This window comes from Streptomyces sp. 35G-GA-8 (assembly GCF_023534745.1).
Taxonomy (GTDB): domain Bacteria; phylum Actinomycetota; class Actinomycetes; order Streptomycetales; family Streptomycetaceae; genus Streptomyces.
Window position 1 is genome coordinate 166,528 of record NZ_JAMHJQ010000007.1, and the last position, 24,584, is coordinate 191,111.

Below are 24,584 nucleotides of genomic sequence, written 5' to 3' on the forward strand. Positions count from 1 at the left end.
GTTCGAGGCCGCCCCGCCGAAGCCGCTACGCGAGGCCGCCCCACGCCGGATGGCGCGGATCATCCGTCCGTACGACCACATCGGCGGCCTCGGCCGGATCCACCTCCTGCTCGTAGCGCTCGAAGGCGGGAAGTGTCCACCGTTCGCTCTCGTCGGTACGGCGCCGGAGCGCGGCCGGTGACAGCCGCAGATGCACCGTGAGGTCGAACGGGAACCAGTGCCCCAGCAGCAGCGGACCGTGCAGCACCAGCACACCCCCGGGCGCGAGTTCGCTGTGCGGGCTGCGGGTCGCCCGGTCGGTGGCGGGGTCCCAGAGATCGGGCAGGACCCGCCCGGTGCCGCCGGGCTCCAGCGGCCCGAAGACCTCCCGCCACAGCGCCCCCGTGTCGAACCAGCCGCTGTAGTACGTCTCCGGATCCTCGCGGCCGTACTCGTACCGCAGCGACGCCGGCCGCAGGAATCCGCCGGTGCCGATGACCAGTACCGACCGGCCGCGTATCCGAAGCGCCTCGGCGAGCGCGTCGGCCCGCTCCCCGGTCCCGGCGGCCGGTGCTCCGTCGATGGCGACACGGAGCCAGGGGCCGCCGTCCGCCGCCCCGGTCTCCAGCACCCGCTCGGCGACGGCCTCGGTCAGCCGCTGCCAGGTGATCGCTTCGAGTCGCACCCGACCATCATCGTCCAGCGGCGCGCGGTCATGGCGGGCCGGCCCCGTACCCGACCCGCCCCGCCCCGCCTTCAGATGTCAGCCACGTCCGGCACATCCCAGATGCCGACCCCGTCAGCCACGGGAAGTGCCTGCTCGGCCCAGATGGTCTTGCCGCCCGAGCCCTGGCGAGTGCCCCAGCTCCGTGTGAGCTGGGCGACGAGCAGGAGTCCGCGGCCCCCCTCGTCGAACACCCGGGCCCGGCGCAGATGCGGGGCGGTGTTGCTGCCGTCCGAGACCTCGCAGATGAGGCTGTGGTCATGGATGAGCCGGAGCTGGATGGGGGCCTGGGCATAGCGGATGGCGTTGGTGACCAGTTCACTGACCACCAGTTCCGTGGTGAAGACGGCGTCCTCCAGCCCCCAGGCGGCCAGTTGTCCCGCGACGTCCCTGCGCGCCTGGGCCACGCCGGCGGGATCGCAGTCCAGCTCCCACGTGGCGACCTGGCTCGCGTCGAGCGCGCGGGTACGGGCGAGGAGCAGGGCGACGTCATCGGCGGGGCGGCCGGAAAGCAGCGCCTTCAGTACGTTGTCACAGATGTCCTCCAGCGGCGCGGCGGGGTGGGAGAGAGCGGTGCGCAGCGCGGCGAACGACTCGTCGAGGCCGCGCTCGCGCGATTCGACGAGGCCGTTGGTGAACAGGACGAGCACACTGCCCTCCCGCAGTTCCACCTCGACGGACTCGAAGGGCAGAGTGCCGAGGCCGAGCGGCGCCCCGGCGGGCAGGTCGAGGAAGGAGACGGTGCCGTCCGGGGTGACCATCGCGGGCTGCGGATGTCCGGCGCGCGCCAGGGAGCAGCGACGGGACACCGGGTCGTAGACCGCGTAGATACAGGTGGCGCCGACATCCCCGGCCCCCTCGGCCGCGGCGCCCGGGGCCTGTCCGCCCGACGCCTCCGCGGCCAGATGGTTGACGAGGTCATCGAGGTGGGTGAGCAGTTCATCGGGTGGCAGATCGACATCGGCCAGGGTGCGTACGGCCGTACGCAGCCGGCCCATCGTCGCCGACGCCTGGACGCCATGGCCGACCACATCGCCCACGACCAGGGCCACCCGGGAGCTGGACAGCGGGATCACATCGAACCAGTCGCCGCCGACCCCGGCGCCCGAGTCGGCGGGCAGGTAGCGGAAGGCGAACTCGACCGCCGCGTGTTCCGGCAGCGCGCGCGGCAGCAGGCTGCGCTGGAGGGCCAGCGCCGTGTCGCGTTCGCGCGTGTAGCGGCGGGCGTTGTCGATACATACGGCGGCCCGCGCCGTGATCTCCTCGGCGAGCAGCAGATCGTCCAGCTCGAAGGGGGCCGGGCTGCGATGACGCGAGAAGGTGGCCACGCCGAGGATGGTGCCGCGGGCGCGCAGCGGGACGGCCATGTGCGAGTGGAACCTGAACGCGCGCATCTTGGCCGCGCGCCTCGGGTCCATCGTCTCCCATCGGGCCACGGAGGAGTCCGTCACCTGCCTCATGACGCCGCGCTGGAGGAACAGGGCCTCGGCGGGGGGTGAGCTGTCCGGGTAGTAGGAGATGTCCCCCACCTCGACCACGGCTTCGGGGGCGCCCTCCAGGACGGACCGGAGGGCGACGCGCCGCAGTCTCACCTGGCCGGGCCGCGGGCCGGTGAAGTGTTCCGCGCCGCCTCTGGGGTCCTCGGGGAGCAGATCGACCGTGACGAAGTCGGCGAGCGCGGGGACCGCGACATCGGCCAGTTCCCGCGCGGTGCTCGCGACGTCGAGGGCGCTGCCGATGCGCGTACTGGCCTCGTTCACCAGGAGCAGCCGCTGCTGGGCGCGGTTCTGCCGGGTCCTGTCGTGTACCGCCGAGGCCACCCCGCTCTTCCGGCCCTCGGCGTCCCAGAGCGGGGCGATGGAGATCGCCCAGGCGAACTCGCGGTCGTGGCCGGGCAGCCGCAGCGAGGATTCGAGATGCTGTGGTTCGCCGGTCTCCAGCACCCGCAGCATGTGCCGCTCGATGTTGTCGACCTCGGGGGCGGGCATGGCCTCGGGCAGCCGCAACCCGCGCACGTCGTCCCCGAGGAGGCCCATCAGGCTCTCCATGTCCCCGCTCACGTGCCGCAGCCGCAGATGTGTGTCGTAGATGGCCATCGCACAGGGAGACTGCATGAATTCGGCTTCGGACAGCTGCGGGCCGTCGGAGTGCGGGCCCGTGTGCGTCCGGGCCAGCGGGGAGACGAGGAGCCAATCGGTGGCGCCCGCGTCCGTCGTCAGGCGGTGTGCCAGCAGCCGTACGTCCAGCCGCTGCCCGTTCCGGTGCAGCAGCGTCACCGTCCCGCTCCATCTGTCCGGCAGGGCGGCCGGGTCCAGCGTCGCCGGATCGAGCGCGCCGGTGCGGGACAGCGCCGTCGCCCCGTCGGCGAGCAGTGCGGCGGCGGGCCGTCCGACGATCTCCGACGGCCGGTGGCCGAGCAGCCTGTGGGCACCCTCGCTCCACTCCGTTACGGTGCCCCGGGCGTCGATGACCGCCTTCGCCGTGGCCGCCTCGTCAAACGGATCGGTCTCGTGGAGATCGGCCTCCGGGGGATCGTTCGACCGGACGGGCTGGTCGTCCCGCCCGGAGTCCGGTCGCCTCATCGTCGCTCATCTCACCCTGCCCGGACCCGAGCGCCGGGGAGCAAGGTCCCGGCCCCGGCGGGCCTCCAGTGGCTCCAGTGGCTACTGACCCTCCAAGTATGACATCGGTGACGAATAATGCTATTTCTGTCACCTTCCATGGCGAAGGGACGGACTCCCGCCCGCTCACTCGCCACGTAGCACCTTGGCCAGCGGCCCGTCACCCGACACCTCGATCCGCCCCTCCCGCACTCCGTCCCCCACCGTCAGCGCGCCGCCGCTCAGCTCGCGGCAGGTGTCGGCGTCGAGCACGAGACGGGCGTCCGGACTCTCCGCCGGCCCGTCGCCGTACACCGGGTCGCCCGCTCCGAGCCGTACATGGAACGCCCCTTCGTCCAGCCGGACTTCCACCACGCCCTCCCCCGACCCACCGCCCGCACCCGAGCCCGCCGGGCCCGACAGCCCGTCCAGCACCGGCAGCAGCGGTACGGCGAACCAGTGCGCCCGTACGGCGTCGGTGGGCCTGCGCTCCTCCAGCGCGGGCGCGCCCCACTCCGCCAGGGCCGTGAGCACCGGCAGCAGCCCCCGCCCGCGCTCGGTCAGCTCGTACACATACGCCCCGGCCGGGGGCGGCAGCTTGCGGCGCAGGGCCAGATCGTCCCGCTCCATGTCCTTGAGCCGGGAGGCGAGCACATCCGTGCTGACACCCGGCAGATCGGCGTGCAGATCGGTGTACCGGCGGGGGCCCGCCAGCAGCTCCCGGACGATCAGCAGGGTCCAGCGGTCACCCACGGAGTCGAGGGCACGGGCGGTGGCGCAGTACTGGTCGTAGCTTCGGCGACGTGACATGTGACGGATTCTAGACATGTTGTTGGACTTTCCAAGCTCGGACTTGGTAAAACCAAGTATCGCACCAAGGTCTGGGAGGCCACGGCATGGAATTCCGGCAGTCGAGCAAGCTCAGCGAGGTCTGCTACGAGATCCGCGGCCCGGTGATCGAGCACGCCGACGCCCTGGAGGAGGCGGGCCACAGCGTGCTGCGTCTGAATACGGGCAACCCCGCGCTCTTCGGGTTCGAGGCGCCGGAGGAGATCCTCCAGGACATGATCCGGATGCTGCCGACGGCACATGGCTACACGGACTCGCGCGGTGTCCTCTCCGCGCGCCGTGCCGTCGCCCAGCGCTACCAGACCATGGGACTGCCCGAGGTCACGGTCGACGACGTGTTCCTCGGCAACGGCGTCTCCGAGCTGGTCTCGATGGCCGTGCAGGCGCTCCTGGAGGACGGCGACGAAGTCCTGATCCCGGCCCCCGACTTCCCGCTCTGGACCGCCGTGACGACGCTGGCGGGCGGCCGTCCCGTGCACTATCTCTGCGACGAGTCCGCGGAGTGGTATCCGGACCTGGACGACATGGCGTCGAAGATCACCGACCGTACGAAGGCCGTCGTGATCATCAACCCCAACAACCCCACCGGCGCGGTCTATCCGCGCGAGATCGTCGAGGGCATCCTCGATCTCGCCCGCCGTCATCAGCTCATGGTGTTCGCGGACGAGATCTACGACCAGATCGTCTATGACGACGCGGTCCATCACACCGCCGCGGCCCTCGCCCCCGATCTGGTGGTCCTCACCTTCAGCGGACTCTCGAAGACGTACCGCGTGGCGGGTTTCCGCTCGGGCTGGCTCGTCGTCACCGGCCCCAAGCAGCATGCCCGCAGCTATCTTGAGGGCCTGACGATGCTCGCCTCGATGCGGCTCTGCCCCAACGCGCCCGCGCAGTACGCCATTCAGGCCGCGCTCGGCGGCCGGCAGTCGATCAAGGACCTCACCGCGCCGGGCGGCAGGCTGTACGAGCAGCGCGACCGCGCCTGGGAGAAGCTCAACGAGATCCCCGGGGTGTCCTGCGTGAAGCCGAAGGGCGCGCTGTACGCCTTCCCCCGGCTCGACCCCAAGGTGCACAGGATCCACGACGACGAGCGGTTCGTGCTGGATCTGCTGCTGCGGGAGAAGATCCAGGTGGTACAGGGAACGGGGTTCAACTGGCCGCGCCCCGACCACTTCCGGATCCTGACGCTCCCCTACGCGGACGATCTCGACGCCGCCATCAGCCGGATCGGCCGCTTCCTGAGCGGCTACCGCCAATGACGGACAACGGACAGCGGACAACGGGCAACGGGCAAAGGAGCGGACCCGGGGGCGTAGCCGGCCCCCGGGCCCTGAGATGCCGCCCATCGGGCACGCCGGCACGTTTAAGAACCCAGGTCAGTCATGAAGTCGCCGCGTCCTGCCTTTGGACCACCGCGCATCGAGCTGCGCAGGCCGGACTTGAACCGGCATTTCGACGTCCGGGGCCTGGGCCCGTTCGATCCGGCGATCGGCGGCGAATGCTGAGTCTGGAGCAAGAGTCTGAGATTGATCGCGGTCTGCCTCTGCCAATTGGGCTACCGCGGCCCGCCCATCCGTGCGGATGTGCCGCGGGGAGGGCTCGAACCTCCACTGGAACCGCGCTATCACGACAAGCCTCAGTTTCAGCTTGCGCTCCTCGCGCACCCCGGCCGCCCTCAAGGGCAGGCCGGGGAATCATTGAGGCTACCCGAACAGGTAGCCGAACACCGCGTCCCCCACCCGCTGGTCGGTGACCTCGGCGCCATTGGCCTCCTCACGGGCGAACTTGACCGCCTGCTGGAGCTTCTCGACCCGGTCGAGCAGCTCGTTCACCCGCCGCGCCGGCAGCGCGCCGCTGAACTTCACCGTGGTCCAGTACCCGACCGGTATGTCCTCGTAGTACACCTCGACCTGGGCCGGGTGCTTCTCCGTCGCCTCGGCCTTCACATGGTTACGGGGGACCTTCTTCGTACGGAGCGTCCGTACCGCCTCCGTCTTCCACGCGTCGGTCGACGGGTCCTGGCTCCAGGACTCCGACGCGTCGAGGACCGGCAGCTTGCGCACAAAGGTGTTCAGATCCGTCAGCTGCTTTTCGAGGAAGAGCAGATAGGCCACGGGTACGTCGCTCACCAGCACCCGTCCGTCGACGGTGACATCGGCGCGCGCCGTGCAGTTCGCCCAGTCCTTGGTGGCGGTCACATCGAACAGCCGCGTCAGGGTCTTCGCGGTCTCGCGCAGTACGTCCTCGGCCTTGACCTGGACCCGGGTGGACTCGGGCGGAAGCTGCTCGCCCTCCTCGTCCTTGGTCTGGTACGTACGCGAGATACCGGCCAGCAGCGCCGGCTTCTGGAGGCCATGATGAGCCGCCGTCAGGTCCTGATGCGCCTTGGACTTGACGCCCTTCTCCACTGCGATGATCTGATTGAGTTTCGCCACAACAGGGACGTTAGCAAGGCAAACACCCGCCATCGAACGAATTACCGGACCGCCGAAAGCCTCAACGTCCTGCCCGGATACCCGAGTTGCCGATCCGTCAACTCCTCACAGTTCGATGGGGAGATGGCGCGGCCCGCGCAGCATGGCGTTGCGCCGGTAGGGGGGCGGGTCCTGGAGGAGGCGCGCGGTCCCGAGGCTGGGGATCAGTGCGCCCAGGGCGATCTGGGCCTCGATCCGGGCCAGCGGTGCGCCGAAGCAGAGGTGGATACCGCTGCCGAAACCGAGATGCTGGTTGTCCTGGCGGGTCGGGTCGAAGCGCTCCGGGTCGCGGAACCGCCTGGGATCCCGGTTGCCGGCGGCCAGCGCGAGCACGAGCGTTGTCCCCCTGGGGATGGTGGTGCCCGCGACCTCGATAGTGGCGAGGGGGACGCGTTCGCGCATATGGACCGGAGGCTCGTAGCGCAGCAGTTCCTCCACCGCGCTCGGCAGCAGGCCGGGTTCCCGGCGCAAGCGGTCCAGTTGGTCGGGGTGGCGCAGCAGGGTGAGCACTCCGTTGGTGATGAGGTTGACCGTTGTCTCATGGCCGGCGATGAGCAGCAGTACGGCCGTGGCCGCCAGTTCCTCGTCGGTGAGCCGCTTGGCCGGGTCCGGTTCGTTGACGAAGGCGGAGAGCATGTCGTCCGTCGGGTGGCCGCGGCGCTGCCCGGCGAGGTCCAGGAGGTATCCGCCCATCTCCGCCCGCGCCTTCGGGCCCGTCTCTTCCGGTGGGCCGGCGTCCTTCTCCGCCCTGACATCGGCGGAGGCGATGATCGCGTCGGACCAGGTCCGGAAGAGCGGCTCGTCCTCACGCGGGACACCGAGCAGTCGGCAGATGACCGTGACGGGCAACGGATAGGCGAGGTCGTCGACGATGTCGATCTGCTGACGGTCCTTGAGCGTCTCGATCAGCTCTTCGGTGATCCGGGCGATCTCGCCGCGCATCCCGTCGACACGGCCCGGGCTGTGCGGTGGGCCGAACGGCCGCATGGCCAGACCGCGCAGCCTCTGGTGCTCGGGGTCGTCGAGCCGCAGGAACGGCGGCTTGGGCCCCTCCTCGGCCCAGCCTCCGGACGCGGCGGGGCGATTGCGGGGGTCGGCGCTGATCCGGGGGTCGTGGAGCAGGGCGGCGATGTCGTGGTACGTGCCGACCAGGTAGCTGCCGTCCTGCTGCCGGGCCACGCCCGCCTCGCGGAGTTCCGCGTACAACGGGTAGGGGTCGGGGCGGTTGGCGTAGTCGGTGATCCGCTCCAGCAGGTTGTCGACGGCCATGCGGGGGCTCCTTGTGGACGGGCAGGGACGACGGGGTCAACCGGCGGGCCGCACCACGGTCAGCCGGCGGTCCAGCAGATGACCGGTGAGCGCGACGGTGGGACCGTGGGAAAGCCCCTTGGGATCCGGCACGTTGGAGGGGACCGGGAACTCGGTCAGCGGCGCGAGACCATCGGCCGCGCCGGGGCCGGGCGGGAACGGGGCGGCGGTCTCGATCAGGTTCTGGTAGTACTCAAGCGACTTGGCCATGTCGACGGTGACCGCGGCGGTCACCCGGCCCTGGTGTCCGTAGACCATCGCCAGACGGCGCTCTTCGAGCGACCCCTGCGCGATGACCACCTGGTCGGAGAAGGTCGGGACGCCGACGGACTTGATGCTGAGCCCGAACTGGCTCGACCAGAAGACCGGGACCGCGAGGTGCGGCCTCCGCCGCGGTCCGGGGTTCACCATGTTGTGCGCGGCCACCCGGGCCTGCGCGACCGCGTTGCCCCAGTGCTCCAGGGCGATCAGCTGGTACTCGAAGAGCGGATGCGGGAAACGCGCCACATCGCCGGCCACGAAGACGTCGTCGGTGACGATCCCGTACATGTTGAAGACGCGGCACCCCGCGTCGCAGGCGACCCCGCGCGGGCCCGCGGCCAGTCCGGAGTCCGCGATCCACTCCGTGTTGCGGATCGCCCCCATGGCGACGACGCACACGTCCGCGTCGACGCGGCTGCCGTCGGACAGGTCCGCACCGGTGAACCGGCCGTTCCCGCGCAGCGCCGTCACCGTCACCCCGCACCGCAGATCCACGCCGTGGGCCCGTTGCATGCCGGCCGCGAGCTTCGCCAGCGTTCCGCCGAGCGCGCCCACCAGCGGCGCGGGACCGCGTTCCGCGACCGTGACCTCGATGCCCCGCTCCCGGCAGGCCGAGGCGATCTCCGAGCCCGTGAAGCCCCCGCCGATCACCAGCACCCTGCGCGGACCGGCCGCCAGCCGCTCGGCCAGAAGAGCGGCGTCGTCGCGGGTGCGCAGGGTGAACACCCCGTCGAGGGCGGCCTCCTCCGGGTTGTGCCAGGGCCGCGCCCGGGTCCCGGTGGCGATCAGCAGCCGGTCGAAGGGCAGGGACTCGCCGTCGGACAGAAGCACCCGCTTCCCGACCGGATCCAGCCCGGTGGCACGCACCCCGAGCCGCCACTGCGCCTCCGGGTCCCGGTGGATCGGCAGTCCGGTGGCGTCCGCGGCCACCTTCCCGAGCAGCACCTGCTTGGACAACGGCGGTCTGTCGTAGGGCGGATGGAGCTCGTCCCCGACGATGGTCAGTGAGCCGGTGAAGCCCTCCTCGCGCAGCGCCTCCGCGGCGCGCAATCCGGCCAGCGACGCGCCGACGATGACGATCCGCCCGTGCCACAGGTCATCGGGCACCGACACTCGCCTCCTCCCCCACCAAGATGGCCTGGACGGGGCACGCCGCCGCTGCCTGACGTACGCGTTCGAGCTGGTCGTCGGGGACGGCCGGGTTGTACAGCAACGCCTCGTCCCCGAACAGCTCGAACACCTCCGGCGCGAGAAACACGCATTGCGCGTAGCCCTGACAGCGCGTGAGGTCCACCACCAACCGCATCCCGAGCCACTCCCTCCAGCGCACCGGTGTCCGGTCTCTTTCTAGCCCCGGGAAGGACCGGGCGCTCGGCCGACTACGCCACCGGGGTTCCGGCACGGCGCGGCGGACCCGGAGGATTTCCGGAACGGACGGCCCGGCGGACTCGGCTTTCCGGACGGACGGCCCGGCGGACCCGGCTTTCCGGACGGACGGCCCGGCTCCGAAAGCCCGGCTCGGAACGGCCCGGCTCGGGGCAGCCGGAACCGGGCGGCTCAGAACCGTACGGGATCCTCAGATCCTTTCACTTGGCATGGACCTGCCCATGATCCTCGGCTACGCTCCGGCTGGCACCGCCTGAGAGCGCTCTCAGTCGCCTGCTGTTCCACCCCCACCATGCTGGAACACAGAAGGGCCACATCCCTTGAGACGTACGACAGTGATACGCACGGGTCTGTCCGCACTCCTCCTCCTCGGCACCTGGGCCGCCGCCGGGCTCGCACCGGCCGCCGCCGCCCCCTCTCCCACCGCCGAGGCCCCGGCCTCCGCCAGTCTGCTCACCGCCATGCAGAAGGATCTGGGCCTGACGGAGAGTCAGGCCAAGGCACGGCTGGCCGCGGAGAAGACAGCGACGGCCGTCGAGAGCAAGGCGAAGCGCGCGGCGGGAGCCTCGTACGGCGGCTCCTGGTTCAACCCGGACAGCGGCACGCTGACCGTCACCGTCACCAGTGCGCGGAAGGCCGACGCCGTACGGGCGACCGGCGCGACCGTGCGGCTCGTCGAGCACAGCGCGCGGCAGCTCGACGCGGCCAAGGAGCGGATCGACGAGCTCTCCGCGCCGGCCGGTGTCAGCAGCTGGCATGTAGACCCCAAGGCGAACCGCGTCGTGGTCAATGTCGTCGCGGCGCAGAAGAACGACAACGATGTCCGTGACTTCCTCGACCGCGCGCGGCAGGCCGGCCCCGTCACGGTCAAGGAGACCGCCCAGGCTCCCCAGACCTTCGCCGCGGGCACCGTCGGCGGCGACCCGTACTACACGGGCAACGTCCGCTGTTCCATCGGCTTCTCCGTATACGGCGGCTTCGTCACGGCGGGCCACTGCGGCCAGACCGGCGCGTCGGTGAGCGGCTGGGACGGCTCGTACATCGGCAACTTCCAGGGCTCGTCCTTCCCGGACAACGACTACGCGTGGGTGAACGTCGGCAGCGGCTGGTGGACCGTCCCCGTGGTCCTCGGCTGGGGCTCCGTCTCCGACCAGCTGGTCCGCGGCTCCAACGAGGCCCCGATCGGCGCCTCGATCTGCCGCTCCGGCTCCACGACACACTGGCGCTGCGGCAACCTCCTGGCCAAGAACGAGACCGTCAACTACAGCCAGGGCGCCGTCCACCAGATGACCAAGACCAGCGTCTGCGCCGAGGGCGGCGACTCGGGCGGCTCGTTCATCAGCGGCGACCAGGCCCAGGGCGTGACCTCCGGTGGCTGGGGCAACTGCAGCAGCGGCGGCGAGACCTGGTACCAGCCGATCAACGAAATCCTGGGCCGCTACGGCCTGACACTCCACACCGCCTGACCCGTCACAGGGCCTGACCCTTCACCGGGCCCGGCCGCCGACTCCGCCTGTCCTGAGAGGAGATCAGCCCCTCGGGCAGGCGGACACGGCGGCCCACGAGGCCGGGGGTACGGAGCGAGCGCGCGCGGCGGTACGGCGCGGTCGTCCCGTACCCCCGGCTTCGCTCGTTCCAAGGGCGTCCCTCCGCGTCACCGCTCGGCGAATGCCCCTCCGCGTCACCGGCCGAGCAGCGCCGTCAGGGCGCCCACCGGGTCGGTGTCGGGGGTTCCCCGGGGCCACCAGTCCTCTTTGTCCCGGTCCGACTCATACCCGTACCAAAGAGCGTCGCGGCCGAAGCGGAGTTGAAGGGACGGGGTGGAGAGGCGGTTGCGCCAGGGGCGGAAATGAGGGAAGTCGGCGGCGGCCAGGGCGGGTCGGGCACGGTCGAAGGGGCCGGCGGGCGGGTCCCAGGGCTCTTCCAGTACGGCGAGGCCCGCCAGGCCGCCCTGGCGCCAGGCCGCCACGGCGCGGGACAGGTCGGTGGGGGTGCGGTCGAGCGCGGTGGCCAGGTCCCGGTAGAGGGCGCGGGTGGACGCGGTCAGCCCGGAGCCGGGATGCGCGGCGGCCAGCCGTACCGCGTCCTGCCAGGGGGTGAGGGCGCCGATGGGGTCGAGGCCGGTGGTCAGGAACGTATGGGCGCGGGCCGCCGCTTCGGTGGCGAGCAGGTCGAGAGCGAGCGGGTCGGGCGCGCCGGGGGTCCCCGGATAGACGGGCGGGCGGCCCGGCTGAGCGGGGACGGGGAACGGCGGCGGCAGCATCGGCCGCGTCCGTGTCGCGAGGGCGGCACGCGCGTCGACCGTGGGCATCGGCGGCGCGGCGGTGGTCCGTTCGGCCGCCGAGCGGGTGGCGTTGCGCCGGGTGAGATCGGCCAGCACCTCCTGTTCGCCCCGGCCGCGCATCAGGAACAGGACGAACGGGTCCTCGTCGAGGAGTCGCGCCGTCTGGTAGCAGAGGGCCGCCGCGTGCTTGCACGGGTAACCGTCGTCCGGGCAGGAGCAGTCGGGGGTCAGATCGCCCCCGGTGGGGAGCAGATCCGCCGACGCCGCGAGGGTGTGCGGCATGTCCTTGTCGAGCAGGGCGGCGATGTGGTCGGGGCGGGCCGCCGCGGCGTCGAGAAGATCCTCCCAGCCGGTGTCGTCGAGGGTGCGGAGGCGGATCTCCGTACGGTACGGGCGGGGCCGCGAACCATGGACGTACGCCATGACCCGGCCCGGCGTGACGGTGATCGCGTCGACATGGCCTCTGCCCGCGTAGGCACGACCCCGCTGGAGGCGGGCCGTGTCGAGCGCGGTGTCCTCCATGGACTCCACCCACGCGTTGCCCCACCAGGTGGTGGCGAAGTCGCCCGAGGCGCCCGGTCGCGGGGGCAGCGCGGGGAACGTACGCCGACGGTCGTCGTGCCTCGGGGCGACGGCGCGGCGCGCGGTCATGACAGCCTCCGCAAAGAAACCAGATCCGCGAGATCCCGGTCGGTCAGCTCGGTCAGCGCCGCCTCGCCGGAGCCGAGGACCGCGTCGGCCAGCGCCCGCTTGGACGAGAGCATGTCGGCGATCCTGTCCTCGACCGTGCCCTCCGCGATCAGCCGGTGGACCTGGACGGGCTGGGTCTGGCCGATGCGGTACGCGCGGTCCGTGGCCTGTTCCTCCACGGCCGGGTTCCACCAGCGGTCGAAGTGGATGACATGGCCGGCCCTGGTCAGATTGAGACCGGTGCCCGCCGCCTTGAGGGAGAGGACGAAGACCGGGACCTCGCCGGACTGGAACCGGTCCACCATGCGCTCGCGCTCGGCGACAGGCGTGCCGCCGTGCAGAAGCTGGGACGGAACGGCGCGCGCCGTGAGATGCGCGGAGAGCAGCCGCGCCATCGATACGTACTGGGTGAAGAGAAGGACGGAGCCGTCCTCGGCGAGGATCGTGTCGAGCAGCTCGTCGAGGAGGGCGAGCTTTCCGGAACGGCCGGTGAGCCGGGCCGTGTCCTCCTTCAGATACTGCGCGGGGTGGTTGCAGATCTGCTTGAGGGCGGTGAGCAGCTTCATGACGAGGCCGCGGCGCGCGATGCCCTCGGCCGCCTCGATCGCGGCCATCGTCTCGCGGACGACCGCCTCGTAGAGCGACGCCTGCTCGCGGGTGAGCGCGACGGGATGATCGCTCTCCGTCTTGGGCGGCAGCTCGGGCACGATCCCGGGGTCGGACTTCCTTCGGCGCAGCAGGAACGGCCTGACCAGCCGGGACAGCCGCTCCACCGCCTCCTCGTTCGCCACGTCCTTGACGCCGGCGTCCTTCGCGTTCTCGACGTTCTCGACGATCCGCGCGTGCCGGGCCCGGAACGCCTTGAGCGGGCCGAGCAGCCCGGGGGTGGTCCAGTCGAGCAGCGCCCACAGCTCGGACAGGTTGTTCTCGACGGGCGTGCCCGTGAGCGCGATCCTGGCGGGCGCCGGGATCGTACGGAGCGCTTTGGCGGTCGACGAGAAGGGGTTCTTGACGTGCTGGGCCTCGTCGGCCACGACCATCCCCCAGCCGTGCGCGGCCAGCGCGTCGGCGCTGCTGCGCATCGTGCCGTATGTGGTGAGCACGAAGCCGCCAGGGCCCCTGGCCCCCGAGGCACCGTCCTCCGGGACCCCGTCCCCCGAGATCCCGGGCAGGGTCCGCCCGGCGCCGTGGAACCGGTGTACGGGGACACCGGGCGCGAACCGGGTGATCTCCCGCTGCCAGTTGCCCAGGAGTGAGGCCGGGCAGACGACGAGCGTGGATGCGGTGCGGGCCCGGTGCAAATGGAGGGCGATGACCGTGACCGTCTTGCCGAGGCCCATGTCGTCCGCGAGACAGCCGCCGAGACCGAGGGAGGTCATCAGATCCAGCCAGGCGAGACCGCGCAGCTGGTAGTCGCGCAGGGTGGCGGCCAGAGCGGGCGGCTGGGCGATCGCGGCGGCACCGGTGGTGAGGCGGTCGCGCAGCGCGGCCAGCGCACCGGTCGGGACCGCTTCCACCACCTCGCCGTCCACCTCGGCGGTACCGGTCAGGGCGATGGCGAGCGCGTCCACCGGCTCCAGCAGCCCCAACCCCCGCTTGCGCGCCTTCCGTACGAGGGCCGGATCGACGACGACCCACTGGTCACGCAGCCGCACGATCGGCCGGTGCGACTCGGCGAGCGTGTCCATCTCCCGCTCGGTGAGGGGATCGCCGTCGAGCGCCAACTGCCAGTTGAATCTGAGCAGTTCCGCGCTGTCGAAGAACGGCGTGCCGTCGGTGGCCGAGCCGGGCGCGGGGCGGACGACCGCGGCGGCGGTGAGCGTACGGGCCAGCTCCCTCGGCCAGTGGACGGCGACGCCCGCGGCGGCGAGGCGGGCCGCTCCCGGGCCGAGCAGTTCGTACAGCTCGTCCTCGGAGAGCGCCAGCGCGTCGGGGACATCCCGCTCCAGCAGCCGGGCGAGTGGCGTCCAGACGCGCGCCGCGCGGCGGAGGGCGAGCATGGCGTCGATCCGGGCGCGCGGGCCGAAGCCCTCGTCGCCATGCCCGGCCCAGAGCCGCGAGGCGTCGATGACCAGGGTCGGGTCGGCCAGACTGTGGATCTGGACGAGAGCGGCGCCGGCCCGCCGGACGATCTGGGACTCGTCGGCGCCGGGCCCGATGCCGGCGCCCACGCCCGCGCTCCGGCCGGGGGCAGTTTCTTGGTCGGGCTGATCGGGCTGATCGGGCTGATCGGGCTGATCGGGCTGATCGGGTTGGTCAGGCTGGTCGAAGACGTCGTACGCGGAGAGGTCGAGGCGCAGCGAGACCCGTACCCCCGCGTCCATACCCGCCGCCGCCTCCGCGGCCCAGGTCCTGGCGCCCGGCAGATGCTGCGCCTCCTTGGCGGCGAACGGCGCGCCCGCCGCATAGGCGGCAGCGGGCGTACGCGGCAGGGAATCCGCCACCGCGTCCAGGAACGCCCGTACCAGGGCCTCCGGGTCGGGCAGCTGGAGCGGGCTCAGATCCGAGACCGGTACGGCATGGGCCTCGGGGGGCATGGCCGCGGCGATGGCTCTCAGCTGCGCGATGTCATCGGCGTCGAGCGGTCCGGCACGCCAGGCGTCGTGGTCCGACGCGGTGAGACCGGGCAGCAGTCTGCCGCGCCCGGCCAGCTGGAGCGCGTGCAGCGCGGCGGCGCCCCAGCACGCGGCGGCGGGATGCGCGGCCCTGTCGCGCCGGGCACGCACCAGCAGCGGGATGGCGTCGGCTACGGACAGCAGCACGGCCGGGACGGTACGGGTATGGACAGCGCCCCCGCCGTCAGCGCCCTCCCCGCCGTCGCCCCGAAGCCGTACGACTGTCAGCTCCCCGGGTCCGAGCCCGACCCCACCCGGACCACCCGGACCACCCGCACCGGCGGGCAGCTCTCCGTCCGGGGACCAGAAGGCGACCCGGCCCTCGCGCGGAAGCCCGGCGGGCAGGAAGACGGCGGCGCAGCGGGCCAGGGCCGCCACCGAGGCATGCGCGGCCAGAGGGGTGGAAATGTGGGTGGATCGCACCACGGTCATCGACTCCCTCCCTGCCCGGGTCACCTCAGGATCTGATTCCTCTGCGAGTCTAGGCCGGGGGTCTGACAGTCGATCTCGATATGGCGTTTCCGCAGCTCAGCGAGTGACCCGGCGGCGGGCAACGGAAAGGACGACCCCACGGTGCTCGACCGTGGGATCGTCCGCTTTCTCCGGTTTTCGAGCATCGCCGGACGGGCCGCCGAACGGTGAGGACCGGACGGTCGGGAACGGACTCAGACGGGCTGCGCGTCCTGCCGCTCCGGCGGCTTCTCGTCCAGCGGTGATGTCGAGGTGGGAACGGACGACGCCGTGGGCCGCGCGCTGGGGACCGCCTCCGGTGCGACGGCGGGAGCGGGAGCGGTGGCCGCGGCGAGTTGGTCGGCGGCGGGTTGGTCGGCGGCGGGTTGGTCGGCGGCGGGCTCGTCGGAGGCCGACTGGTCGGCGGGGAGCGACGGGGTCGCCTGCACGGCTCCCGAGACCGCCCGCACGGCCTGGACCGCCTCGGCCGGTGTGGCACGTTCGAGGAAGCGCAGCAGTTCGACGGGGAAGGGCAGGACGAGTGTCGAGTTCTTCTCGGCGGCGACCGCCACGACCGTCTGCAACAGCCGCAGCTGAAGCGCGGCGGGCTGGCCGGACATCTGCTTGGCCGCCTCGGCGAGCTTCTTCGACGCCTGCAGCTCCGCGTCCGCGTTGATCACTCGGGCACGGCGCTCCCGGTCGGCCTCGGCCTGGCGTGCCATCGACCGCTTCATGGTCTCCGGCAGCGACACGTCCTTGATCTCGACGCGGTCGATCTGGACGCCCCAGCCGATCGCCGGGCTGTCGATCATCAGCTCCAGGCCCTGATTCAGCTTCTCCCGGTTGGACAGCAGATCATCCAGATCGCTCTTGCCGATGATCGACCGCAGAGACGTCTGCGCCATCTGCGACACCGCGAACCGGTAGTCCTCCACCCGGACCAGCGCTTCCGCCGCGTCGATCACCTTGAAATAGATCACGGCGTCCACGCGCACGGTCACGTTGTCCCGCGTGATGCCGTCCTGGGCGGGCACCGGCATCGTCACGATCTGCATATTGACTTTGTGCAGCTTGTCCACGAACGGAACGATCGTGGTGAATCCGGGTCCTCGGATTCCTTCCTGCAGCCTGCCGAGGCGGAAGACCACGCCTCGTTCGTACTGCCTGACGACCCGCGCGGCTGCCAGCGCGTACAGCCCGCACGCGCATACCGCCGCTATGACAGCTATGACCAGTTCCTCGACCATCTTGGGCCCCCTGACGACGCCGGACCGAGGTGCTGATTACCACGGTATGCCTTGCAAGACCAGGGGTCGAGAAGCGTGCGCCGGGGGATACCGGCCCGTAGGCCCTGTCCGAGGCGCCGGACGGCATAGCCCGCCCGGCCGCGCATCTGGTGCCGCCGTCCCGGGGATCCGGCAGTGTGACCAGCAGGCTCATCAGCACCCCCACCCCCACCCTCCCCTCCCCTCCCCCGGACACCCGCCGGCACCCCCGCACACTCGTGGCCGCGCACTCCGCACAGACGAGGACCCGCTCATGTCCGTGACCCATCACCGGCGCCTCGGCATCGCTGCCGGGGCCGCGTTCCTGACCGTCACCGTCACGGGCTGCTCCGGCCTCGGCCGGACCGCCGTGGGAACCATGACGTACGACACCCCGCGCGGCCGGCATGTCCAGGTCTCCAACCCCCTGGTCACGGGCTGCCACCGACTCGCTCCCGGCGGCGCCGTCTCGGCCACGAACCGCACCCTGGTCGACTTCGTGATGTACGGGACGCCCGACTGCACGGGCAGGGGCACGACGTACCTCGCCACCACGCTGTCCGATGTGATCGCCCCCGGCGAGGGACCGTGGCGCAGTTACACCATCGTGCACTGACACCACGCGCGGGCCGCCACAAGAGGGTCAAAAGCCGCGAACAGGGGTAGGGGGCTCATGGGGCCGTAGGGCCGCATGGGAGGTGGAGAGTCATGCGCACCGGGAGTGAGCCTGTCACCGCGCGCAGTCCGCTGCGGACCCGGTTCTGGCTGAGCGTATGGGGCCTGATCTGGACCGCCTTCGGAACGACGGCGTTCGCGATCACCGGGCGCTTCGGGTGGGCACTCGCCTGTGGCGTGCTGCTGCTGATCGTCCTCACGAATATGGTCCTGGTCGTGCGGCACCTCAGGCAGGGGTCGCGCTATCAGCCGGGGAGGGACGTCCCGCCGTACGAGCCGGGGAGCCATGGCTCCGACCCGGATCGCGAGCGGAGTCTCGACCATGATCTCGGCAGTCGTGTCCGCGAGTGGCTGCGCGAGCCGGACCCCGCGCAGCGCGGCGGCCGTGCCCGCCATCACAGCGCGCACGGTCACCACCCATGACCCCCGCCGGTACGGTCCCCCCGCCGGTACGGTCAGTCGCCAGGACGGTCGGTCGCACGGTCAGTCGTCGGCGCGCGGCTCCACGTCGAACTGGGCCGCCTTCACATACTCCGGTTTGGGATCCAGCGCCGCCGCCAGCCTGAAGTGGCGTTTCGCCTGCTCGGGCCGTCCTGAGCGCTCATAGGTACGGGCCAGCGCGAAATGGGCGAACGCGTTGTCCGGCTCCCGCTCCAGCACCAGCTCGAATTCGAGCTCCGCGGGCCGCAGTTGAGCGGCGGCGAAGAACGCGCGGGCGCGCAGCAGCCGCGCCGCGGTGTTCTCCGGATGGGCCGCGATCACCGAGTCGAGCAGCTTCACGGCCCCGCGCGGATCCCGCGCGGCGAGAAGCTGCTCCGCCGCGCGATAGTCGATGACGTGGGTTTCCGGACTCTCGGGCACGGTCGCATCCTTCCCTAGCTGCGCGCGTTCAACGCCGTGCATGACGACGCTATTCCTCGTATCGGCCCGCGCCGACGGTCAGCTCCCGGTCGCAGCGCGGTCCCTCAGCGTCTGCCACACCCGTCTGACCTGCGGTTCCAGCCGCTCCAGCGGACCGTCGTTGTCGATCACGACATCCGCTGCGGCGCGGCGTTGCTCGCGGGTGGCCTGGGCCGCCATGCGGTTACGGGCCTCGGTTTCGGCCATTCCCCGCAGCCGCACGAGCCGGTCGAGCTGGGTCTCCGGCGAGGCGTCCACGACAACGACCACGTCATACAGCGCCGCCATGCCGTTCTCGACGAGCAGCGGCACATCGTGCACCACGATCGAATCGGGTCCCGCCGCCTTCTCCAGTTCGGCGGAGCGTGCGCGGACCAGCGGGTGCACGATCCCGTTCAGCGCCCGCAGGCGGTCCGGATCGCCGAAGACGATCCCACCGAGTTTCGGCCGGTCGAGAGCGCCGTCCGGAGTCAGTACCCCCGGTCCGAATTCGGCCACCACGGCCGCGAGGCCGGGCGTCCCCGGCTCCACCACTTCGCGCGCGATCCGGTCGGAGTCGATCAACACCGCTCCGTAACTGGTCAACAGGCGCGAGACCTCGCTCTTTCCCGCACCGATTCCGCCCGTGAGTCCCAACCTCAGCATGCGGTCAGCCTAGGCCCTGTCTGACAAATAGCGCCGTCCGCCCGGAGGGCGGGGCTCGCGGGGCCGGGACAGGTGCCGGGACCGGTGCCTCAACAGCGAAGGGCCGTACGGCTCCCGAAGGAATCCGTACGGCCGCTCGCCCCTGACTCGGGCCGGCCGAGCATCCGGCCCGGACAGCGCCTACGCGCCGCCCTCGCCTTCCCGTTCCGCGAGGAACTTCTCGAACTCGCGGCCGATCTCATCGGCGGACGGCAGCTCCGCGGGCTCGGCGACCAGGTTGCCGCGGGTCTCCGCGCCCGCGACCGCGTCGTACTGGTGCTCAAGCCCCCGCACCATCGTGACCAGTTCTTCGTCCCCCTCGCCCAACTGCCGCTCGATCTCGGTCTGGGTGCGCTGCGCCTCCGTACGGAGCGAGTGCGCGACGCTCGGGAGCACCAGGCCGGTCGCGGCCGTGATCGCCTCCAGGGCGGTCAGCGCCGCGTCGGGGTACGAGGACCTGGCGACATAGTGCGGTACGTGCGCGGCGACGCCGAGTACGTCGTGGTCCGCCTGCATCAGCCGGTACTCGACCAACGACTCGGCGCTGCCCGGCACCTGCGCCTCGTCGAACGGGCTGCGGTGGCCCGGCATGAGGTCGGTGCGGTTGCCGTGCGGGGTCACACCCACGGGGCGGGTATGGGGAACACCCATCGGGATGCCATGGAAGTTGACCGAAAGACGTACGCCGAGGCGCTCGACGATCTGTCGTACGGCCGTCGCGAAGCGCTCCCACTCCACATCCGGCTCGGGTCCGGACAGCAGCAGGAACGGTGCGCCGGTGGCGTCCTGTACGAGCCGTACGTCGAGCGTCGGCGTCTCGTAGTCGGCCCAGCGGTCGCGCCGGAAGGTCAGCAGCGGGCGCCGTGCGCGGTAGTCGACCAGCCTGTCGTGGTCGAAACGGGCCACCACCTGATGGGGCAGCGACTCCAGCAGGTTCTCGACGATCTGGTCGCCGGTCTCACCCGCGTCGATATAGCCGTCGAAGTGGTACAGCATGACCAAGCCCGCCGACTCCTGCGCCAGTGCCATGTCGACGACGGCGAGGCCCTTGGGCTCCCATTCGTACAAACCCTGCGGATCAAGCACGATTACCGCTCCTCCTCGTGTTCATAACGAAGAACGCCCCACAGGGCGCGGGCATTCCCCGCCCCCTGCGGAACTAACCCCGAGACGCGACACTCACGCGTGACCCGGGCCGGCGGCCTCGCCGTTCCCGTTCATGTTCATGAACACCCCGACAAGGGTGCCCAGTTCGCACCAGCAGGAGGCATCACGACCGCCAACTGCGGCATTCCGGCGGGTCTTGGTCCAGACCTTGACATGCCCAGGACGCGTCCCTACCGTCACGGGACAGCAAGAACGTTCATGGACGCGACCATCGTCCACATAAGAGAACAGAATCCCCCAGGACTCGGATCGCGTCGGACCTCAACGCACCTCAGCGCACCTCATCGGACCTCAACGGACCTCAACGGACCTCAACGGACCTCAACGGACCTCAACGGGAAGGCTCCCCCCATGCGCATCCGTACGCTGCTTCCTGCTCTGCTGACCCCCCTGCTCGCCACCGGCGCGCTGTCCCTGCTCGTCGCCCCGACCGCCGGGGCCGCGCCCGCCGGCGCCGCCGCGGTCATCCAGGTCTCGACCGCCGCCGAGCTCAAGTCGGCCCTGACCGCGGCACGTCCCGGCGATACGATCCAGCTCGCCGACGGCACGTACAAGGGGAACTTCAAGGCGACGACGCCCGGCACCGCCGGCTCCCGTATCACCCTCACCGGTTCGTCCGCCGCGATCCTCACCACCGGCGGCGGGGGTTACGGTCTGCACCTCAACGGGGCCGGCTACTGGACCGTCAAGGGCCTCACCGTCACCAACGCCCAGAAGGGCATCGTGACGGACGGGGCCAACGGGGTCGTCATCGACTCCGTGACCGTCCACAACCTGGACATGGAGGGCGTGCACTTCCGCCAGTCCAGCAGCGACGGCGTCCTGAAGAACTCACGGATCTACAACACCGGCAACGACGGCCGGGGCATGGGCGAGGGCGTATACGTCGGCAGCGCCAACACCCTGTCCGACCGCAGCGACAACGCCCAGATCCTCAACAACACCCTCGGCCCGGACATCGGCGGCGAGAACATCGACATCAAGGAAGGCACCACCGGCGCGCGCGTCATCGGCAACACCTTCGACGGCAGCGGCCTCACCGGCGCCAACTACGACGACTCCTGGGTCGACGTCAAGGGCAACAACGTCCTCGTCGAGGGCAACACCGGCAAGAACACCACCAACAACGGCTATGAGACGCACACCCAGCAGAGCGGCTGGGGCTGCGGCACGGTCTTCCGCTCCAACACCTCGGATCTGCGCGGCTCCTCGGGCGCCAACCAGCTCGCCATCAATGTCACCAACAACAGTTCGAGCTGCCGTACCACCGTCTACGGCAGCAACACCGTGACCGGCGGCAAGGGGCTGACGAACATCACCGTCACCCCCTGATCCACCACCCCCGGGTCCCCGCCGGCCCCGCGCACGCGTAAGGCCCGCTCCCCCGAGGGGGAACGGGCCTTACGTTCAGCTACCTACGCCATCCACGAACGGGACCGGAGCGTCAGCTCTGGCCACCGGCCAGCTTCTCGCGAAGGGCGGCCAGCGCCTCGTCCGACGCCAGGGCGCCGGAGTTGTCCGCGGACTCCGAGGAGTACGAGCCGCCACCGGAGGCGGCCGGAGCGCTGCCCCCGCCGGCGGGCGCGGCAGCACCCTCGGCAGCGGCGGCCTCGTCGGCCTCGCGGGACTTGATGACCTGGGCCTGGTGCTGCTCGAAGCGCTGCTGCGCCTCGGCGTACTGGCCCTCCCACGCCTCACGCTGGGTCTCGAAGCCTTCGAGCCAGTCGTTGGTCTCGGGGTCGAAGCCCTCGGGGTAGATGTAGTTGCCCTGGTCGTCGTAGGACGCGGCCATGCCGTAGAGCGTCGGGTCGAACTCGACCGAGGCCGGGTCGCTGCCGAAGGACTCGTTGGCCTGCTTCAGCGAGAGGCTGATGCGGCGGCGCTCCAGGTCGATGTCGATGACCTTGACGAAGATCTCGTCGTTGACCTGGACGACCTGCTCCGGGATCTCCACGTGGCGCTCGGCCAGCTCGGAGATGTGCACCAGGCCCTCGATGCCCTCGTCGACACGGACGAACGCGCCGAACGGAACGAGCTTGGTGACCTTGCCCGGGACGACCTGACCGATCTGGTGCGTCCTGGCGAACTGCTGCCACGGGTCTTCCTGCGTCGCCTTGAGCGACAGGGAGACACGCTCGCGGTCCATGTCCACGTCGAGCACCTCGACGGTGACTTCCTGGCCGACCTCGACAACCTCGGAGGGGTGGTCGATGTGCTTCCAGGACAGCTCGGAGACGTGCACGAGACCGTCGACGCCGCCGAGGTCCACGAACGCACCGAAGTTGACGATCGAGGAAACGACGCCGGAGCGGACCTGGCCCTTCTGCAGGGTCGTGAGGAAGGTCTGGCGGACCTCGCTCTGGGTCTGCTCCAGCCAGGCACGGCGGGACAGGACCACGTTGTTGCGGTTCTTGTCCAGCTCGATGATCTTGGCTTCGAGCTCCTTGCCCACGTAGGGCTGGAGGTCACGGACGCGGCGCATCTCGACGAGGGAGGCCGGCAGGAAGCCACGGAGGCCGATGTCGAGGATGAGACCACCCTTGACAACCTCGATGACGGTACCGGTGACGATGCCGTCCTCTTCCTTGATCTTCTCGATCGTGCCCCAGGCGCGCTCGTACTGCGCACGCTTCTTGGACAGGATGAGACGGCCTTCCTTGTCCTCCTTCTGGAGAACCAGGGCCTCGATCTCATCGCCCACGGCGACGACCTCATTGGGGTCGACGTCGTGCTTGATCGAAAGCTCGCGAGAGGGGATGACGCCTTCGGTCTTGTAACCGATGTCGAGCAGGACCTCGTCCCGGTCGACCTTCACGATGACGCCGTCGACGATGTCGCCGTCGTTGAAGTACTTGATCGTCTCGTCGATCGCGGCGAGGAAGGCTTCCTCGTTACCGATGTCGTTGACCGCAACCTGCGGGGTGGTGGCGGTGGTCTCGGTGCTGCTCGTCATGTGGGAAAGGGCTCCGGTGCGGACAGTGAGTCGTAGGTACTGCTACGCCGTGAGCCTGTATCGCCTCTGCAGAAGCCGGACAGCCAAGGAAGCGCCGGCCCCGGACAGTAGGGAAAGCGCCTCGACAACCGAGGGAACTTACATACAGATGCGAGCGCGGCTGCTACGTCTGAGGCGCGCAAGCCCGCAGCGCAACCTTTAGCATACGGGGGCAGCCGGGCACGGTCAATGCGCGAAGGCGCACACCCGGGGCGGAACTTCTCATACCCGGCACAACCAGCGTTCCATGAGGCCAGGACGGCCCCATGCCGACTCCTCGCACACTACGACGACGGACACGATGATCCAAGAGCACGTACCCGAAACCGTTCGCGAAACCGCCGACGAGACCGTTCTCGAAGGCGCCACCGCCGCGCCTGAAGACACGCCTGAAGACACGCCTGAGGACACGCGCGAAGACACGCCGGAGGACACGCCCGGAGCCGAGCCCGAGGCGACACGCCGCGACAGCGGGGCCACGGAGAGCAGCCGGGCCAACCGCGGCTGGTGGGACCGGAACGCGGACGACTATCAGATCGAGCACGGCACCTTCCTCGGCGACGACCGTTTCGTCTGGTCTCCCGAGGGGCTCGACGAGGTGGAGGCCGGCCTGCTGGGTCCCCAGGAGTCCCTGCGGGGACTGGACATCCTGGAGATCGGGGCGGGCGCGGCGCAGTGCTCGCGCTGGCTGGCGGCGCAGGGCGCGCGCCCGGTGGCGCTCGACCTCTCCCACCGCCAGCTCCAGCACGCGCTGCGGATCGGCGAGGGCCGCTCGCTGAGCTTCCCGCTCGTGGAGGCGGACGCGGGAGCGCTGCCGTTCCGGGACGGCTCCTTCGATCTGGCCTGCTCCGCCTATGGCGCCATTCCCTTCGTCGCCGATCCGGTGGGCGTGTTCCGCGAGGTACGGCGCGTGCTGCGGCCGGGCGGACGCTGGGTCTTCTCCGTCACGCACCCGGTCCGCTGGGCGTTCCCGGACGAGCCGGGTCCCGAGGGCCTGTCGGTCGCGGCCTCGTACTTCGACCGCACACCGTATGTGGAGCAGGACGAGGAGGGCCGCGCGGTCTATGTGGAGCACCACAGGACGGTCGGCGACCGGGTGCGGGACGTGGTGGCGGCCGGATTCCGGCTGATCGATCTGGTCGAGCCGGAGTGGCCGGCCTGGAACACCCAGGAGTGGGGCGGCTGGTCCCCGCTGCGGGGGAGCCTGATCCCGGGCACGGCGATCTTCGTCTGCGTACGGGACTGACCGAGAGGGCTCGCGGAACCGCGGAACCGCGGGAC

General features: G+C 70.7%; 19 protein-coding genes and 1 pseudogene. 6 read left to right on the top strand and 14 right to left on the bottom strand.

Features of this window, described 5'->3' with window-relative positions; translation table 11 throughout:
- Positions 1-25: 25 nt before the first annotated feature.
- From M1203_RS17565 to M1203_RS17575, 3 genes are all read right to left on the bottom strand, one after another.
- Positions 26-664 (bottom strand): uridine kinase, encoded by a 639-nt coding sequence (locus tag M1203_RS17565; protein ID WP_249950672.1) that lies wholly within the window; start codon positions 662-664, stop codon positions 26-28.
- A 71-nt stretch (positions 665-735) separates the two neighbouring features.
- On the bottom strand, positions 736-3,285 hold the full coding sequence (locus M1203_RS17570) for a SpoIIE family protein phosphatase (RefSeq protein ID WP_249950673.1): 2,550 nt from the start codon (positions 3,283-3,285) through the stop codon (positions 736-738).
- A 165-nt stretch (positions 3,286-3,450) separates the two neighbouring features.
- On the bottom strand, positions 3,451-4,131 hold the full coding sequence (locus M1203_RS17575) for a winged helix-turn-helix transcriptional regulator (protein ID WP_374403243.1): 681 nt from the start codon (positions 4,129-4,131) through the stop codon (positions 3,451-3,453).
- Positions 4,132-4,199: 68 nt separating this feature from the next.
- On the opposite strand from M1203_RS17575, the gene M1203_RS17580 reads away from it, so the two are divergent.
- Positions 4,200-5,411, top strand: coding sequence for a pyridoxal phosphate-dependent aminotransferase (locus M1203_RS17580; RefSeq protein ID WP_249950675.1), 1,212 nt, complete (start codon positions 4,200-4,202; stop codon positions 5,409-5,411).
- Positions 5,412-5,855: 444 nt separating this feature from the next.
- On the opposite strand, the gene M1203_RS17585 is transcribed toward M1203_RS17580, so the two are convergent.
- The 4 genes from M1203_RS17585 to M1203_RS17600 all read right to left on the bottom strand — a co-directional run bounded on the left by M1203_RS17585 (position 5,856) and on the right by M1203_RS17600 (position 9,501).
- A complete protein-coding gene (locus M1203_RS17585; protein WP_249950676.1) occupies positions 5,856-6,587 on the bottom strand; it encodes a hypothetical protein in 732 nt (243 codons plus the stop codon).
- Between the two features lie 105 nt (positions 6,588-6,692).
- Positions 6,693-7,895, bottom strand: coding sequence for a cytochrome P450 (locus M1203_RS17590; protein WP_249950677.1), 1,203 nt, complete (start codon positions 7,893-7,895; stop codon positions 6,693-6,695).
- A 36-nt stretch (positions 7,896-7,931) separates the two neighbouring features.
- Entirely contained in the window at positions 7,932-9,302 is a 1,371-nt protein-coding gene (locus M1203_RS17595) for an FAD-dependent oxidoreductase (protein WP_249950678.1), read from the bottom strand.
- The gene (locus M1203_RS17600) at positions 9,292-9,501 is read right to left on the bottom strand and encodes a ferredoxin (RefSeq protein ID WP_249950679.1); all 210 of its coding nucleotides are present in this window, start codon (positions 9,499-9,501) and stop codon (positions 9,292-9,294) included. The genes M1203_RS17595 and M1203_RS17600 overlap by 11 nt, the downstream gene beginning before the upstream one ends.
- Before the next feature lie 415 nt (positions 9,502-9,916).
- Between M1203_RS17600 and M1203_RS17605 the strand changes: the two genes are divergently transcribed.
- Positions 9,917-11,047, top strand: a complete 1,131-nt coding sequence (locus M1203_RS17605; protein WP_374403368.1) for a S1 family peptidase — start codon at positions 9,917-9,919, stop codon at positions 11,045-11,047.
- A 215-nt stretch (positions 11,048-11,262) separates the two neighbouring features.
- On the opposite strand, the gene M1203_RS17610 is transcribed toward M1203_RS17605, so the two are convergent.
- The 3 genes from M1203_RS17610 to M1203_RS17620 form a co-directional block, all read right to left on the bottom strand.
- Positions 11,263-12,516, bottom strand: a complete 1,254-nt coding sequence (locus M1203_RS17610; protein ID WP_249950681.1) for an SWIM zinc finger family protein — start codon at positions 12,514-12,516, stop codon at positions 11,263-11,265.
- Complete coding sequence (locus tag M1203_RS17615; protein ID WP_249950682.1) at positions 12,513-15,602, bottom strand: DEAD/DEAH box helicase; 3,090 nt, start codon at positions 15,600-15,602, stop codon at positions 12,513-12,515. The genes M1203_RS17610 and M1203_RS17615 overlap by 4 nt, the downstream gene beginning before the upstream one ends.
- A 233-nt stretch (positions 15,603-15,835) precedes the next feature.
- Complete coding sequence (locus tag M1203_RS17620) at positions 15,836-16,867, bottom strand: slipin family protein (protein ID WP_249950683.1); 1,032 nt, start codon at positions 16,865-16,867, stop codon at positions 15,836-15,838.
- 292 nt (positions 16,868-17,159) lie between these two features.
- On the opposite strand from M1203_RS17620, the gene M1203_RS17625 reads away from it, so the two are divergent.
- On the top strand, positions 17,160-17,501 hold the full coding sequence (locus M1203_RS17625; RefSeq protein WP_249950684.1) for a hypothetical protein: 342 nt from the start codon (positions 17,160-17,162) through the stop codon (positions 17,499-17,501).
- 92 nt (positions 17,502-17,593) lie between these two features.
- Positions 17,594-17,851: pseudogene (locus M1203_RS17630) on the top strand (DUF6343 family protein); the annotation flags it as partial.
- A 192-nt stretch (positions 17,852-18,043) separates the two neighbouring features.
- Here M1203_RS17630 and M1203_RS17635 read toward each other — a convergent pair.
- The 3 genes from M1203_RS17635 to M1203_RS17645 all read right to left on the bottom strand — a co-directional run bounded on the left by M1203_RS17635 (position 18,044) and on the right by M1203_RS17645 (position 20,230).
- Positions 18,044-18,421, bottom strand: coding sequence for a tetratricopeptide repeat protein (locus tag M1203_RS17635; protein ID WP_249950685.1), 378 nt, complete (start codon positions 18,419-18,421; stop codon positions 18,044-18,046).
- 78 nt (positions 18,422-18,499) lie between these two features.
- Positions 18,500-19,105, bottom strand: coding sequence for a dephospho-CoA kinase (gene coaE / locus M1203_RS17640; RefSeq protein WP_249950686.1), 606 nt, complete (start codon positions 19,103-19,105; stop codon positions 18,500-18,502).
- Positions 19,106-19,285: 180 nt separating this feature from the next.
- Entirely contained in the window at positions 19,286-20,230 is a 945-nt protein-coding gene (locus tag M1203_RS17645; protein ID WP_249950687.1) for a PAC2 family protein, read from the bottom strand.
- A 432-nt stretch (positions 20,231-20,662) separates the two neighbouring features.
- Here M1203_RS17645 and M1203_RS17650 point away from each other — a divergent pair, with 432 nt between their 5' ends.
- Positions 20,663-21,643: a right-handed parallel beta-helix repeat-containing protein gene (locus M1203_RS17650; RefSeq protein WP_249950688.1), complete on the top strand. Its 981-nt coding sequence runs from the start codon at positions 20,663-20,665 to the stop codon at positions 21,641-21,643.
- 112 nt (positions 21,644-21,755) lie between these two features.
- Here the strand turns inward: M1203_RS17650 and rpsA are convergent, their stop codons facing one another.
- Positions 21,756-23,264: a 30S ribosomal protein S1 gene (gene rpsA / locus M1203_RS17655; protein ID WP_030353622.1), complete on the bottom strand. Its 1,509-nt coding sequence runs from the start codon at positions 23,262-23,264 to the stop codon at positions 21,756-21,758.
- 340 nt (positions 23,265-23,604) lie between these two features.
- Between rpsA and M1203_RS17660 the strand changes: the two genes are divergently transcribed.
- On the top strand, positions 23,605-24,549 hold the full coding sequence (locus M1203_RS17660; RefSeq protein WP_249950689.1) for a class I SAM-dependent methyltransferase: 945 nt from the start codon (positions 23,605-23,607) through the stop codon (positions 24,547-24,549).
- Positions 24,550-24,584: the final 35 nt, after the last annotated feature.

Coding starts and splice junctions, on each gene's coding strand:
- M1203_RS17590 (WP_249950677.1), bottom strand. CDS start 7,895: ATGGCCGTCGACAACCTGCTGGAGCGGATCACCGACTACGCCAACCGC.
- M1203_RS17610 (WP_249950681.1), bottom strand. CDS start 12,516: ATGACCGCGCGCCGCGCCGTCGCCCCGAGGCACGACGACCGTCGGCGT.
- M1203_RS17625 (WP_249950684.1), top strand. CDS start 17,160: ATGTCCGTGACCCATCACCGGCGCCTCGGCATCGCTGCCGGGGCCGCG.
- M1203_RS17620 (WP_249950683.1), bottom strand. CDS start 16,867: ATGGTCGAGGAACTGGTCATAGCTGTCATAGCGGCGGTATGCGCGTGC.
- M1203_RS17580 (WP_249950675.1), top strand. CDS start 4,200: ATGGAATTCCGGCAGTCGAGCAAGCTCAGCGAGGTCTGCTACGAGATC.
- M1203_RS17600 (WP_249950679.1), bottom strand. CDS start 9,501: ATGCGGTTGGTGGTGGACCTCACGCGCTGTCAGGGCTACGCGCAATGC.
- M1203_RS17615 (WP_249950682.1), bottom strand. CDS start 15,602: ATGACCGTGGTGCGATCCACCCACATTTCCACCCCTCTGGCCGCGCAT.
- M1203_RS17570 (WP_249950673.1), bottom strand. CDS start 3,285: ATGAGGCGACCGGACTCCGGGCGGGACGACCAGCCCGTCCGGTCGAAC.
- rpsA (WP_030353622.1), bottom strand. CDS start 23,264: ATGACGAGCAGCACCGAGACCACCGCCACCACCCCGCAGGTTGCGGTC.
- M1203_RS17660 (WP_249950689.1), top strand. CDS start 23,605: ATGATCCAAGAGCACGTACCCGAAACCGTTCGCGAAACCGCCGACGAG.
- coaE (WP_249950686.1), bottom strand. CDS start 19,105: ATGCTGAGGTTGGGACTCACGGGCGGAATCGGTGCGGGAAAGAGCGAG.
- M1203_RS17650 (WP_249950688.1), top strand. CDS start 20,663: ATGCGCATCCGTACGCTGCTTCCTGCTCTGCTGACCCCCCTGCTCGCC.
- M1203_RS17575 (WP_374403243.1), bottom strand. CDS start 4,131: ATGTCTAGAATCCGTCACATGTCACGTCGCCGAAGCTACGACCAGTAC.